The sequence below is a fragment of the Stenotrophomonas sp. LARHCG68 genome (assembly GCF_052871705.1).
Map to the genome: position 1 here is coordinate 1,317,221 of NZ_JBIXJV010000001.1, position 13,389 is coordinate 1,330,609.

Here is a 13,389-nt window from a genome sequence, read left to right on the forward strand (position 1 = left end):
TCAGGGTTCGGGTACGGTCAGGGGTTGGGTGGCGAGGAAGCGGGCGAACGCTTCATCCATGCCCGGGGCGAGTGATCGGGTCACGTGGGCCGGCAGCGGGATGAAGACGGTGGCACCCGGTGCGATGCCGCCTTCGTCGCTGCGGTTCCAGAGCGCGATGCCGCGCCGTTCGACCGCGCCGTCCGGTTGGATGACGAATGCCTCGTCCCTGCTCGCCGCTTCCAGCAAGGGACAGGCACGCAGGTACGCGTTGAGCCGCTGACCTGGTTGATGGGGCAGGGTGCAGGCAGCGCGGACCGCGCCGACGATGCGCACGGTGGTCGGGCGACGGGGAAAGCACAGCTGATCGCCGGGGTTCACCGGGAGGTCCTCACGGGGCCTGGCAGCCAGAGCATGGGCTTCCAGGCGCTGCATGGCGCGACCCGTGACAGGCAGGACCTGCAGTTGGCGTGCGAGCTGGCGCGCTGCGTTCCTGGCCGCGGGCGGGGTTGCGCGGGAGGTGGACAGCGTTGCAAGGTCGAACAGCACCCCGGCCTTCCAGCGGGCCTGTTCGGCACGATGCGTGTGCCGTAACAGTGCGGTACCCAGCAGATAGGCGTCCGGTTCCGGCTGCAGCGCCTGTATCGCGGCACTCAGGCGCGTGTCCGCGGGCAGGGCATGGATGCCGGGCTGACGGACCGCCCCACAGGCAGTCACGTCAAGGCGGTGCTGTGCATGGGCGCGCGGCAAGGGCGCGAGCGCTGCCAGCAGCAGGACGGCCAGGCGCCGGGTCATCGGCTTCCCCGCACAGGCCGATAGGGCTTGAGGTGCACGATATCCAGGTGTGCATCGGTGGCGATGGCCTGCCGGCTCTTCCAGATGAAGCCGTCCGCTGGATCCACCCAGTAGTGGTTCCGTTGTCGCCACTGCGGGCCCTGCAGCGTTTCGCGTACATGCAGCAGCATGCGCGTGCGGCCCAACAGGGAGATGGCTTCCAGGCCCACCGGCTCGAGGGTGCCGACGACCTCCTGGCCATAGTGGTATCCGGGCATCACGTCATAGCGACGCAGTACGCGGGTCCCCGCAGGGGTGCGGTGCAACGCGTGGAAGGGGTCCGCGCCCAGGATCGCCATGCCATCCAGCTGTGGTGTGCCGCCGTGCGTGCCCGTGACCAACCCGTTGCGAAGGAACACGATGCCACCGGCCTGGTCGTACCAGGCCTGCAGGCCGTCATCGTCGTCGGCAAGGACCAGCACGGCGCTGCCTTCACGGTGGGTCACCAGCATCTGCGGGAACGGATTGGCCGCGACGTCCGCCGCGCTCGGCATCAGCTCGGGACGTCCGTGCAGCGCCAGTTGCAGGGCCTTCAGCGATCCCGCGCCCACCGCGCTGCAGCCGGTGGCCAACAGCACGGCAACGACGGCGGGCAGTACTGGCCAGCCCCGGGTCATCAGCGTTGGTTTCCATCGGCCATGCGCTGGCAACGCGGGCCGTCAGGGGCTGCCAAGGTCATTGTGGGCGCTGGCGGCGTTGCTGATGATCGACGTGAAGGGCAGCAACTGGTTGACGAAGCGGCTCCAGCGGGTGACGCCAGCGGCCCCGACGAACACCACGTCGCCGGGGCGCAGCTCGAACTGGCTTGCCAGCGCGAATGCAGAAGGGGATCGCGCGTGCAGCTGGAACACCTGCGAAGGTGCGCCTTGCAGGTCCGGTGCGCCGCGGATCACATACACCGCGTCGGCGTTGGCGGTGGCCTGGGTGATGCCACGCGCCCGGCCGATCGCCTGGCTCAGCGGCAGGCGTGCGGTCTTGAAGGGGATGGCGCCGGGCTGGACGACTTCGCCGAGCACGAACACTTCCTTGCGTTCCAGGTAGGGCACATGGATGTGGTCGTCGGCCTGCAGGTACACCTGGGCGTGCGGTGCGGTACGCGTCGATCGCGGTTCCAGGTCGAGGGTGAACGTCTGGCCGGCGCGGGTGAGGCGGATGCCGGAGAGATCCGCCTGCGCCGGATCGATGCCGGCCTGGCTGATGGCATCGGCCAAGGTCAGCGGCACCAGGGTCAGCGGCAGGACGGCGGGCTGCCGGATCGCACCGGTGACCCGGACGCGCTGGCTGGCGTGGGTGAGGATGGAGACGTCCACCTGCGGCGCTTCGATGAAGCGGGCCAGGCGCCGGGTGATTTCCTCGCGCAACGCATCCGGGGTCAGGCCGGCAGCCTGCACCTTGCCGATGTAGGGGTAGAACAGCATGCCGTCGGCCTGCACCGGCCGTCCGGCGGCGTTGAGTTGTTGCTGCGGGCCGGCCGGCACGGTCAGCTCGGGATGGTCCCAGACGGTGATGTACAACACATCGCCGACGCCGATCCGGTACGGCGCTGGGGGGGCGGCGATCAGTGCGGGCGGCAAGGCCTCGGTTTCGCGCGCGGCCGCCTCCATCGCGAGCCAGCGGGCATTGATCGTGATCCACTGGATCTGGTCGCGGTCAACGGTATCGGCGGGGGGGCGCAAGCTGCGGACCTGTTGGCCAGGTGCCCAGGCACAACCGGAGAGCACCAGGACCGCCAGCAAGGCGAGGAGGGGGCGGAGGTGATGCATGGGAATCCCGGGCGTATACGGCACGACGCAGCACCCGGCGGGTCGCCGGGTTGCGTTCGTTCTGTCTTCAGGGGTCAGCGTGTGCCGGTGGTGCCGCCGGGGGCACTGCCGTCATCGGAGCTGTTGGATACCGCGGTGTAGACGACGGTGGCCGCTGCCACTCCCAACCCGGTGATGACGCCGGCGCTGAGCTTGCCCATGGCCGCGGCGCGGGCCAGTTGCTGGCCGGCCAGCTGATTGCTGTAGAGCGTATCCAGTGCGCTTTCGGCGGCGGAGCCGACGTCGCCGGGCAGGGCGTCGTAGGGCACATGCTCACCGAACGTGGGGGCGGTCGGCTCCGTGGCCGAGGCCAGGTCTGACACCGCCTGTTCGGTGGAGGGCGGGCTGTCAGGCACGGTGTCCTGGGCGACCGCCGGCGGCGCTTCGGCCGGGGCAGGCGGGGTATCGGTTGCAGGGGTGGCATTGGCCTGCGCAGAGGAGGCCAGTCCCACCAGCAGCAAGCCACCGATCAGTTTTTTCATTGGGAATTCCTGTTCCGTTGTTCCATAAAGTTTCACATTGTTTCCAATGATCGCATTTTGTGTCAATCGGACGGGGCCGCAAAAACGGACGGCCCGGGAGGTGCCGTCGGGCTTGCGCGGGGCCGTCATTTCGGGCGTTCCACATAAGGTCAGGACGGTTGCCTGGAGGGGCTTGGTTGCAGTGCCTGACACTGTCGCGATGGCAGTGGTGCTGGTCGTTGATCGAGCTTGCCTGTACTCTTGGCACCCAATTTCAGGCCCCGTAGCTCAGCTGGATAGAGCGGTCCCCTCCTAAGGGACAGGTCGCACGTTCGAATCGTGTCGGGGCCGCCAGCGTTCCCCTGCTGGCCATGCATGGCGCAGCCATTGCCTCCCCTTACTGCCTCGGCTGCCTCGTGATGCCATGGACGCAGGGCGTCTCGCGTCGTGGGCTGCGCGCGCGTGCGACGGAAGGCGGATTGCCGCAGGCAAGGCCGCGATGCAGACTGCGGCGATGTCCGCCACGTCCCGCCACTTGCGCCGTTATCCGGTTCCGACCGGACAGGAGTGCCATGACTTCTCGCAGTGGGTGCTGCCCGTACGGGGTGACCTGCAGTTCGAGGTCTCTGGCCACGGCGGTCGACTCGATCCGCTGCAGGGCGCCTTCGTCGCGGCAGGCGAAATCCATGCATTGGAAGGGCGGGGCGAGAACTGCTGCCTGATCATCGATTGCCCGCCCGGTTCATTGGACGATGACACGCTCGAGCACCTGCGCTGCGTCCCCTGGCTGGCCCTGCCCGGGCATGCGCGCCATCTGCTACAGCATGTCCAGGACCCGCGCCACACCGCCGGGCATGACCCATTGCCACTGCTGCTGCGCTGGTTCGCGCCAGCCGGCAGCGGTGCACGCCTGCAGGCCCTGTGCGCGCGGGTTCGCCAGACACCTGGGGCGGACTGGACGGTGGCACGGATGGCGGCCGAAGTCGGGGTCAGTGGCAGTCGCCTGCATGCGGTGTTCGCCCGCGAGTTCGACCTTTCGCCGTTGGCCTGGGTGGGGGCAACGCGCTTGCGCTGGGCCAAGCAGCAGTTGCAGGGCAGCAACGCCAGCATCAGTGATATCGCGCTGCGGGCCGGGTACTCCGAGCACAGCGCGTTGACCCGTGCGCTGCGCCGGGAAACCGGATTGGGCCCGCGCCAGTGGCGGGCCCAGGCCAGTAGTTTCGGTCAAGACACGCCCTGACCGCGGGCCTACACTGCGCGGCCCGAAGGATGGCGTGGTGCGAGATGAATCGATCGATGGGCGTGGGCATTGCCAACGGCGTGGCCTCGGGCGCGTTGTGGGGTGTGGTGTTCCTCGCGCCAGCGATGCTGTCCGGCTTCTCGCCGCTGCAACTGGCCGCCGCCCGTTATCTGGTCTACGGATTGATCGCCATCGTGCTGCTGGTGCCGCGTTGGCCGACGCTGCGCGCCAGCATCGGTCGGATCGAATGGACCGCACTGACCTGGCTGAGCCTGCTCGGCAATCTCATCTATTTCGTGCTGCTGTCCATCTCGGTGCAATGGAGCGGCGGTGCCGCCGCGGCGCTGATCGTGGGCATGGTGCCGGTACTGGTCGCGGTCGTCGGCTCGCGGGAGCCTGGCGCGGTGCCGCTGTCGCGGCTGGCGCCGGCACTGGCGCTGTGCGTGGCCGGGGTGGTGCTGATGGGTTACGAGGCGGTCGGCTCGACCCATGTGCACGGCAGCACGCTGCAGCGTGTGGTCGGCCTGTTGTGCGGTGTCGGCGCGTTGGTGTCATGGACGGCGTACTCGGTCTGGAACACCCGCTGGCTTGCCAGGGTGCCGCAGCTGTCCGGGCACGACTGGTCACTGCTGACCGGCGTGGCGACCGGGGCGCTGGCGCTGCTGCTGGCACCGGTGGCATTCCTCGGTGACAGCCGCACGCACAGCGGCAACGAATGGGTCGGCTTCTGGGCGGTCGCGGCGGCGGTGGCCTTGTTCGCCTCGATCCTGGGCAACGCCTGCTGGAACCGGGCCAGCCGGGCGCTGCCGCTGACCCTGGGGGGGCAGATGATCGTGTTCGAAACCCTGTTCGGCCTGCTGTACGGCTTCCTGTGGCAACAGCGTTGGCCGTTGCCGATCGAACTGGTCGCGGCCGCCTGCCTGTTGGCCGGCGTGGTATGGAGTGCCGCCGCGCATCGTCCGACCGGGCCGGTGGCTGAATCGGCGTAGGTCATTCCGCGCAGTTCGGTACGCTCGATGCGAACACGCGCAACGCCAGTGGCGGCGGCGTGAATGCGGTGCCGGAGCGCCGGTTGCGATGGCAACCAATGCGCGGGTGAAGGGATCGCGGTTCTTCATTGAAAGATGCGCGAAGTTGATGCTTCGTGACATTTGCAACTTTTGACGGCAGCTTCGCCGACGATGCCTTCAAGCCGGCTTTTGCGATGCAGCACTTGACAGTGGCCCGACGGTCGGTGTTTTCTTGAACGCATGTTCGCCGCCTTGACCACCGCCCAGCCGCTGCCACCCCACCGGGGTGTGTCGTGCCGCGCGCAGGGCCCGGCGACCTCGATTACCACCACCACTATTACCGTCACCACTTGCCCGGTGCGGCCCGTCGTCTTCGCGTAATTTCCGAAAACCACGGCCCCGCACCCGGATCAGGATGCGGGGGAACTCCATCCAGATGCGTGTCGGGGCCTCCCAACGAGGTTGATCCGATGTCGTCAGTTGCCGCTTCACTCGCCGATCCCGCCGCGGACGCCGCTGTCCGTACCGTCGTCCATAAATTCGGCGGCACCTCCGTGGCCGATGCCGAGCGCTATCGCCATGTCGCCCAGTTGCTGCTGGCGCGCCAGGAGCAGGTGCAGGTCACCGTGGTCTCGGCGATGAAGGGCGTGACCGACGCGCTGATCGAACTGGCGCGGCTGGCCGGCGCGGGTGATGCGAACTGGGAAGAACGTTGGCATGAACTGCGGGCGCGTCACCGCGCTGCCGCCGCCGCGCTGCTGGGTGAGCACTCCGGCGCGACCGTCGAATGGCTGGATGCGCGTTTCGCGCGCCTGCATGACGTGTTGGCTGCATTGGCGGTGATCGGCGAACTGCCGCAGGAAGTGCTCGACCGGGTGCAGGGCCTGGGCGAAGTGTTCTCCGCGCACCTGCTCGGCCATCACCTGCAGGCGCTGGGCGAGGACTGCGATGTGCTCGATGCGCGCGAGGTGCTGGTGGTCAACCACGGCGAACTCGGCGTGGACGTGGACTGGAAGTCCAGCGCGGCCAAGCTGGAGCTGTGGCGGCAGTCGCATCCGGCACGCCGCCTGGTGGTGACCGGGTTCGTGGCCCGTGACCGCAAGGGCCACATCACCACGTTGGGCCGCAATGGCAGCGACTTCTCCGGTGCGATCTTCGCCGCGCTGTTCGAAGCGGACGAACTGCACATCTGGACCGACGTGGACGGGGTGCTCTCGGCCGACCCGCGGGTGGTGCCCGAAGCGGTGCAGCTGGATGCCTTGAGCTACGACGAGGCCTGCGAGCTGGCGTACTTCGGGGCCAAGGTGGTGCACCCGCAGACGATGTCGCCGGCCATCGAACGGGGCCTGCCGATCATCATCCGCAATACCTTCCAGCCCGATCACCCGGGGACCCGCATCACCGGTGAAAGCTCCAGCGCCGGCCCGATCAAGGGCCTGACCCTGAGCCCGGACCTGGCCGTGCTCAACGTCGAGGGCACCGGCCTGATCGGCGTGCCGGGCACGGCCGAGCGGGTGTTCTCGGCGCTGCGCAACGCGCATGTGTCGGTGGTGATGATCTCGCAGGGTTCGTCCGAGCATTCGATCTGCTGCGTGGTCAAGCAGGGCGAGGCAGAGCAGGCGCGTGAGGCGCTGGTGCAGGCGTTCTCGCATGAACTGGCCGCCGGCCAGGTGCAGCGTGTCCAGTTGACCACCGGCGTGAGCGTGCTGGCGGCGGTGGGTGATGGCATGGCCGGCCAACCGGGCGTGGCGGCGCGCCTGTTCGAAGCGCTGGGCCGGGCGCACGTCAACATCCTGGCCATCGCGCAGGGCTCGTCCGAGCGCAATATCTCGGTGGCCATCGACGCGCGTGACGCGACCAAGGCACTGCGCGCCGCGCATGCCGGCTTCTGGCTGTCGCCGCAGACGTTCTCGGTGGGCGTGATCGGGCCGGGCAACGTCGGCGCGGCCTTGCTGGACCAGCTCAATACCGCTCAGCCGCAGTTGCTGGCCAAGGCCAAGCTCGACCTGCGCCTGCGCGCGGTCACCTCGCGCACGCGCATGCTGCTGGACCAGCGTGGCCTGCACGGTGAGTGGAAACAGGCGTTCGAGGCATCCAGGTCGCCGGCCGACCTGGACCTGTTCACCGAGCACCTGCTCTCCGCACGCCTGCCGCACACGCTGATCGTGGACTGCAGTGGCAGCCCGGAAGTGGCCGAGCGCTACGCCGGCTGGCTGGCCGCTGGCATCCACGTGGTCACCCCGAACAAACAGGCCGGTGCCGGCCCGCTGGTGCGCTACCACGCCATCCGCGCGGCGGCCGAGGCCAGCGGGGCGCGCTTCCGCTACGAGGCCACGGTCGGTGCGGGCCTGCCGGTCATCACCACGCTGCGTGACCTGGTCGATACCGGCGATGAAGTCACGGCGATCGCCGGCATCTTCTCCGGCACGCTGGCATGGCTGTTCAACAAGTACGACGGCAGCGTGCCGTTCTCCGAGCTGGTCACCCAGGCGCGTGGCATGGGCTACACCGAGCCGGACCCGCGTGACGACCTGTCCGGCATCGACGTGGCGCGCAAGCTGGTCATCCTTGCCCGCGAGGCTGGCCACGACCTGAGCCTGGAGGACGTGGCGGTGGAAAGCCTGGTGCCGGCATCGCTGCAGCAGGCCAGCGTCGAGGATTTCATGGCGGCGTTGCCGGAGGTGGATGCCACCTTCGCCCAGCGCCTGGCCGATGCACGTTCGCGCGGCTGCGTGCTGCGCTACGTGGCCCAGTTCAAGCCGGGCCAGGCCCCGAGCGTGGGATTGGTGGAACTGCCGGCCGACCATGCCTTCGCCAACCTGCGCCTGACCGACAACGTGGTGCAGTTCACCACCGGCCGCTACTGCAACAACCCGTTGGTGGTGCAGGGTCCGGGCGCGGGCCCGGAAGTCACCGCGGCCGGTGTGTTTGCCGACGTGCTGCGGGTCGCCGCGGGCGAGGGGGCGCGCCTGTGAGTGCGGTGCTGAAGGGTTCCGGCCGAGGCGAGGCGCGTGCCTTCGCACCGGCCTCGGTCGCCAACGTGGCGGTCGGGTTCGATCTGTTGGGGTATGCCGTGCCCGGCGTTGGCGACACCGTGACGGTGCGTCGCATCGATGCGCCCGAAGTGCGGATCAGCGCGATCCGTGGCACGGCGGTGGCGTTGCCAACCGATGCACCCCGCAACACTGCGGGCGCGGCCTTGATCGCGTTGCGCGACGCACTGTCGTTGCCGTTCGGTTTCGAGATCGAGATCGACAAGGGCATCCCGCTCAGTTCCGGCATGGGCGGGTCGGCGGCCTCGTGCGTGGCCGCGCTGGTAGCGGCCAACGCGCTGCTCGACGCGCCGTTGTCGCGCGAGCAGTTGTACCTGTACGCATTGGATGGCGAGGCGGTGGCCAGCGGCAGCCGCCACGGCGACAACCTTGGGCCGATGTTCCTGGGCGGGCTGGTGATGTCGACGCTGGAGCGATTGGTGCCGGTGGCGGTGCCCGATGCCTGGCACAGCCTGCTGGTCCATCCCGACGCGCAGTTGGAAACCCGTCGTGCCCGCGCCGCCCTGCAGGGCGCGTACCAGCTGAAGGAGTTCGTCGCGCAGAGCACCAACCTGGCCCTGGTGCTGGCCGGTTGCCATGCCGGCGATGCCGGGCTGGTCCGTGCAGGCCTGGCCGACGTGCTGGTGGAGCCGCGCCGCGCACCGTTGATCGTCGGCTTCGATGCGGCCAAGCAGGCCGCGCTGGACGCCGGTGCAATGGGTGCCAGCATCTCCGGTGCGGGCCCCAGCGTGTTTGCATGGTTTGAAACACGCCTGGCTGCCGAAGCCGCTGCCGCCGACGTGCAGGCGGCCTTTGCCGCGGCGGGTTTCGGCAGCCAGGCCTGGGTTACCCCCTTGAACAGTCCCGGTGCCGCGTTGCTCTGAACGCGCACCCGAACAGACACTTTCCGGAAACCGCAATGAACTTCATCTCCACCCGTAATGCCTCTCCGCCGGCCACGCTCAGCCAGGCGATTGCCGCCGGCCTCGCGCCGGACGGTGGCCTGTACGTTCCGCAGCAGATGCCGGCCGCACGCACGCTACGCGCAGGCGACAGCCTGGCGGCGACCGCCACCGAACTGCTGCAGCCGTTCTTCGCCGGCGATGGCCTGGAAGCGGCGCTGCCCTCCATCTGCGCGCAGGCGTTTGATTTCCCCGCGCCGCTGCAGCCGCTGGCTACCGGCAACGATCACGTGCTGGAGCTGTTCCATGGGCCGACCGCCGCATTCAAGGACTTCGGCGCACGCTTTCTCGCCGCCAGCCTGTCACGGCTGCGCGCCGGGCAGGAGCGCCCGCTGACCATCATCGTGGCGACCTCCGGTGATACCGGCGCCGCGGTGGCTGCCGCCTTCCACAACCAGCCCCACCTGCAGGTGGTGGTGCTGTACCCGGACGGCCGCGTATCGCCGCGCCAGGCGCACCAGCTGGGCTGCCTGGGCGGCAACATCCGCGCGCTGCGCGTGGCAGGCTCGTTCGATGATTGCCAGGCCATGGCCAAGCAGGCACTCAACGATGCCGAGCTGCAGGCGCAGGTGCCACTGAGTTCGGCCAACAGCATCAGTCTCGGTCGCCTGCTGCCGCAGATGAGCTACTACGCGCATGCCGCGCTCAGCCATCAGGCCGCATACGGAACGCCGCTGAACTTTGTCATTCCCACCGGCAACCTGGGCAATGCGATGGCGGCAGTGATCGCCCGCGCGCTGGGCGTGCCGTTGGGGCGCATCGTGCTGGCGACCAACGCCAACCGGGTGCTGCCGGACTATTTCAACGGCGGCGCGTACGCACCGACGGCGAGCGTGGCGACCTTGGCCAATGCGATGGACGTGGGCGCGCCGAGCAACTTCGAGCGCCTGCGTTGGCTGTATGCCGGCGACGACACGGCGCTGCGTGCGGCCTTCGTGTCGCGCTCGGTGGACGATGCGACCATCCGCGACACCATTGCCCGTCGCTTCCGTGATCACGGTGAGGTGTTCTGCCCGCATACCGCCACCGCCGTGCAGGTGCTGGAGCAGTTGCGCGCCAGCGGTGAAGCCGCGGCCGACACGCATTGGGCAGTCGCCGCGACCGCGCACCCGGCCAAGTTCGAATCGGTGGTCGAGCCGTTGATCGGTCGCGAGGTGCCGGTGCCGCCAGCCTTGGCCGAACTGCTCAAGCGCCCGGCCCATGCGGACCCGTGCCCGCCGGACTATGCCGCCCTGCGCGAAATGTTGCTGGCCGGCGCGGGCTGATCGCATCGGGGCCGTCCCCGCATCGCGCCCAGGCGACGCTGCTGTGCGGGGGCGCTCAGGCGCCGTCGTTGGCCAGCTTCTGCAGCTCGGCGAAATCCAGGATCTCCACCACGTTCAGGTGGGGCAGGGCGATCAGGCCCTGCTGGCGCAGCTTGGTGAAGGTGCGGCTGACCGTTTCCATGGTCAGGCCCAGGTGGTCGGCGATGTCGCCGCGGCCCATCGGCAGCGACACCCGGTTGCTGCTGTGGCCGGCGAGGGTTGCCTCGCGGGCGGCCAGACGCAGCAGGAAATCGGCCAGCCGCTCCGGCGGCTGCAGGCGGGCCAACGCCAGGGCGTTGTCCTGGGCCGCGTCCAGCTCCTGGCAGGCGCGCTGCAGCAGCTTGCGCTCCAGGTGCGGGTGGTGCTGGCGCAGGTCGCGCATCTGCGTGGTCGGCACCCGGCAGACCCGGCTGTCGGCGATGGCCTCGATGTCGTAACGGTGCAGGTCGCTGCCGCTCAGGCCCAGGTAGTCGCCCGGCAGCACGAACCCATTCACCTGGCGCCGGCCGTCGGCCAGCGTCCGCACCAGGCGCAGCGCGCCCTCGGTCACTGTATAGACATAAGTGCGCGGCTCCCCGGAGCGGGCCAGGGTGGCCCCCATCGGCACCGGCAGGGACACGGTGATCCGCTCCAGCGCATGCACTTCATCGCAGGACAGCGCCGAGCAGACCGACAGGTGCCGGACCGAACAATGCAGGCATTCACGCGCGCCGCTGCTTTCCTGGGCAGCGGACGAAACGGGGGAAAGCTCGGAGCCTGGGGCAGACCGGGACATGGCACGGGTGAGGGGAAGATGGGGTAAATGATACTTCATGCGGCCAGCGGGGCGGGCTGGCGCTAGAATTGGCGGTCGTCCACCCCACTGAGTTGCAGGAGTTTCGCCCGTGATCAAGCCCCGTACCCCGCCCGGCATCATGGAATTGCTGCCGCGCGAGCAGATCGCGTTCCAGCGCATGCTGGACGTCATCCGCCGCAACTACGAGCGCTTCGGGTTCCTGCCGGTGGAGACCCCGGTGTTCGAGCTGTCCGACGTGCTGCTGACCAAGTCCGGCGGTGAAACCGAGCGACAGGTGTACTTCGTGCAGTCCACCGGCGCGCTGGCCAATGCGGCCGAGTCCGGCGAGAAGGGCCTGCCCGAAATGGCGCTGCGCTTCGACCTGACCGTGCCGCTGGCCCGCTACGTGGCCGAGCACGAGCACGACCTGACGTTCCCGTTCCGTCGCTACCAGATGCAGCGCGTCTACCGTGGCGAGCGCGCCCAGCGGGGCCGTTTCCGCGAGTTCTACCAGTGCGACGTGGACGTGATCGGCAAGGACACGCTGAGCATCCGCTATGACGCCGAAGTGCTGGCGGTCATCAATGCGGTGTTCTCCGAGCTGCGCATCGGCAAGTTCGCCGTGCAGCTGAACAACCGCAAGTTCATGCGCGGCTTCTTCGAGGCCCAGGGCGTGGCTGACCCGCAGCAGCAGGCACTGGTGCTGCGCGAGGTCGACAAGCTCGACAAGCGCGGTGCCGATTACGTGCGTGAAACCCTGCTGGGCCCGGATTTCGGCCTGCCGGTGGATGCCGTTGAGCGCATCCTGGCGTTCGTGGAAGTACGTTCGGAATCGCATGCCGATGCGCTGGCCAAGCTGGACGCGGTGCTGGCCGATGCCGGCGAGTCGGCCAGCGAATCGCTGCGTACCGGTGCCGCCGAGCTGCGCGAGGTGCTGGAGCTGGTCAAGGGCCTGGGCGTGCCGGAACCGGCGTACTGCCTGAATTTCTCCATTGCCCGTGGCCTGGACTACTACACCGGCACCGTGTACGAGACCACGTTGCTCGACCACCCGCAGATCGGTTCGATCTGCTCGGGCGGCCGCTATGAGGACCTGGCCAGCCATTACACCAAGTCCAAGCTGCCGGGCGTGGGCATCTCGATCGGCCTGACCCGCCTGTTCTGGCAGCTGCGCGAGGCCAACCTGATCGACGGCATCGCCGAAAGCAGCGTGCAGGCGATGGTCGCGTTGATGGACGAGGCCGCCATGCCGCAGTCGCTGGACATCGCCCGTCGCCTGCGCGCCGGTGGTATCAACACCGAAGTGCAGATGGAGCCGAAGAAGATCGGCAAGCAGTTCCAGTACGCCGCCAAGGCGGGTATCCGCTTCGTGGTGCTGGCCGGTGAGGATGAGCTGGCGCGCGGCGTGGTCGCGGTCAAGGACCTGCTGCGCGAACAGCAGTTCGAGGTCGCCCGTGACGAGCTGGCCACCACCTTGCAGGTGGAGCTGGAGCAGGCCCGCGCGATGGCGCGCTGAGTGGGCAGGGCCTTCGGGCCCGGACAACCCTGGATCCTGCTGAACAAAGGCCCCGCATCGCGGGGCCTTTTTCGTTGCGGGTTTGACCGGTGCACCCGCTTGGACTAATGTATTAGCACGCTAATACATTGATACGTCATGAAGCCACGTCCCGATACCGAGAAAGAGAAGGCCTCCGATGCCCCGTTGAAGGCGCTGGCGCGTGTGCTGGCCGCGCTGGACAAGCCGCAGGACGTCCAGGCCTTCCTGCGCGACCTGTGCACCCCCGCCGAGCTGGAGGCCATGGCCGACCGCTGGCGGGTGGTGCCGTTGCTGCGCAAGGGCGTGCCATACCGCGAGATCTATGACCTGACCGGGGTGAGCGTGACCACCATCGGCCGGGTGGCGCGCTCGCTCGAGCACGGCGCCGGGGGCTACCTCACCGCCATCGAGCGCCTGGCTGCGCGCAAGACCGAATCCAACTGAGACCCGAAC

General features: G+C 68.6%; 12 protein-coding genes and 1 tRNA gene. 8 read left to right on the forward strand and 5 right to left on the reverse strand.

From position 1 onward, the window contains the following. From ACIPR8_RS05750 to ACIPR8_RS05765, 4 genes are all read right to left on the reverse strand, one after another. Positions 1–774: a capsule biosynthesis GfcC family protein gene (locus tag ACIPR8_RS05750; RefSeq protein ID WP_446540395.1), complete on the reverse strand. Its 774-nt coding sequence runs from the start codon at positions 772–774 to the stop codon at positions 1–3. Continuing rightward, positions 771–1,430, reverse strand: coding sequence for a YjbF family lipoprotein (locus ACIPR8_RS05755; protein WP_446540396.1), 660 nt, complete (start codon positions 1,428–1,430; stop codon positions 771–773). The genes ACIPR8_RS05750 and ACIPR8_RS05755 overlap by 4 nt, the downstream gene beginning before the upstream one ends. Positions 1,431–1,472: 42 nt before the next feature. Further along, positions 1,473–2,489, reverse strand: a complete 1,017-nt coding sequence (locus ACIPR8_RS05760; protein ID WP_446540397.1) for a polysaccharide biosynthesis/export family protein — start codon at positions 2,487–2,489, stop codon at positions 1,473–1,475. 161 nt (positions 2,490–2,650) lie between these two features. Continuing rightward, a complete protein-coding gene (locus ACIPR8_RS05765; RefSeq protein WP_446540398.1) occupies positions 2,651–3,097 on the reverse strand; it encodes a hypothetical protein in 447 nt (148 codons plus the stop codon). A gap of 256 nt (positions 3,098–3,353) precedes the next feature. Between ACIPR8_RS05765 and ACIPR8_RS05770 the strand changes: the two genes are divergently transcribed. From ACIPR8_RS05770 to thrC, 6 genes are all read left to right on the forward strand, one after another. Next, positions 3,354–3,430: transfer RNA gene (locus ACIPR8_RS05770), tRNA-Arg, on the forward strand. A 160-nt stretch (positions 3,431–3,590) separates the two neighbouring features. Then, positions 3,591–4,316, forward strand: a complete 726-nt coding sequence (locus tag ACIPR8_RS05775; RefSeq protein WP_446540399.1) for an AraC family transcriptional regulator — start codon at positions 3,591–3,593, stop codon at positions 4,314–4,316. 44 nt (positions 4,317–4,360) lie between these two features. Continuing rightward, complete coding sequence (locus ACIPR8_RS05780) at positions 4,361–5,305, forward strand: DMT family transporter (RefSeq protein WP_313251186.1); 945 nt, start codon at positions 4,361–4,363, stop codon at positions 5,303–5,305. Positions 5,306–5,796: 491 nt separating this feature from the next. After that, on the forward strand, positions 5,797–8,301 hold the full coding sequence (gene thrA, locus ACIPR8_RS05785) for a bifunctional aspartate kinase/homoserine dehydrogenase I (protein WP_446540400.1): 2,505 nt from the start codon (positions 5,797–5,799) through the stop codon (positions 8,299–8,301). A 5-nt stretch (positions 8,302–8,306) separates the two neighbouring features. Next, on the forward strand, positions 8,307–9,242 hold the full coding sequence (locus ACIPR8_RS05790) for a homoserine kinase (protein ID WP_446540401.1): 936 nt from the start codon (positions 8,307–8,309) through the stop codon (positions 9,240–9,242). Between the two features lie 35 nt (positions 9,243–9,277). Beyond that, entirely contained in the window at positions 9,278–10,585 is a 1,308-nt protein-coding gene (gene thrC / locus ACIPR8_RS05795; protein ID WP_446540402.1) for a threonine synthase, read from the forward strand. Between the two features lie 55 nt (positions 10,586–10,640). Here thrC and ACIPR8_RS05800 read toward each other — a convergent pair whose 3' ends face one another. Further along, on the reverse strand, positions 10,641–11,399 hold the full coding sequence (locus ACIPR8_RS05800; RefSeq protein ID WP_132862862.1) for a Crp/Fnr family transcriptional regulator: 759 nt from the start codon (positions 11,397–11,399) through the stop codon (positions 10,641–10,643). A gap of 109 nt (positions 11,400–11,508) precedes the next feature. Here ACIPR8_RS05800 and hisS point away from each other — a divergent pair, with 109 nt between their 5' ends. Together hisS and ACIPR8_RS05810 are read left to right on the forward strand one after the other, a co-directional pair. Further along, entirely contained in the window at positions 11,509–12,915 is a 1,407-nt protein-coding gene (gene hisS, locus ACIPR8_RS05805) for a histidine--tRNA ligase (RefSeq protein ID WP_313251177.1), read from the forward strand. Positions 12,916–13,053: 138 nt separating this feature from the next. Further along, positions 13,054–13,380, forward strand: a complete 327-nt coding sequence (locus ACIPR8_RS05810) for a YerC/YecD family TrpR-related protein (protein ID WP_132862864.1) — start codon at positions 13,054–13,056, stop codon at positions 13,378–13,380. The last annotated feature ends 9 nt before the right edge of the window (positions 13,381–13,389 follow it).

Excerpts from the sequence above, each read along its gene's own strand:
- ACIPR8_RS05750 (WP_446540395.1), bottom strand. The coding sequence starts at position 774 with ATGACCCGGCGCCTGGCCGTCCTGCTGCTGGCAGCGCTCGCGCCCTTG.
- ACIPR8_RS05755 (WP_446540396.1), bottom strand. The coding sequence starts at position 1,430 with ATGACCCGGGGCTGGCCAGTACTGCCCGCCGTCGTTGCCGTGCTGTTG.
- ACIPR8_RS05765 (WP_446540398.1), bottom strand. The coding sequence starts at position 3,097 with ATGAAAAAACTGATCGGTGGCTTGCTGCTGGTGGGACTGGCCTCCTCT.
- ACIPR8_RS05775 (WP_446540399.1), top strand. The coding sequence starts at position 3,591 with ATGTCCGCCACGTCCCGCCACTTGCGCCGTTATCCGGTTCCGACCGGA.
- ACIPR8_RS05780 (WP_313251186.1), top strand. The coding sequence starts at position 4,361 with ATGAATCGATCGATGGGCGTGGGCATTGCCAACGGCGTGGCCTCGGGC.
- thrA (WP_446540400.1), top strand. The coding sequence starts at position 5,797 with ATGTCGTCAGTTGCCGCTTCACTCGCCGATCCCGCCGCGGACGCCGCT.
- thrC (WP_446540402.1), top strand. The coding sequence starts at position 9,278 with ATGAACTTCATCTCCACCCGTAATGCCTCTCCGCCGGCCACGCTCAGC.
- ACIPR8_RS05800 (WP_132862862.1), bottom strand. The coding sequence starts at position 11,399 with ATGTCCCGGTCTGCCCCAGGCTCCGAGCTTTCCCCCGTTTCGTCCGCT.
- ACIPR8_RS05810 (WP_132862864.1), top strand. The coding sequence starts at position 13,054 with ATGAAGCCACGTCCCGATACCGAGAAAGAGAAGGCCTCCGATGCCCCG.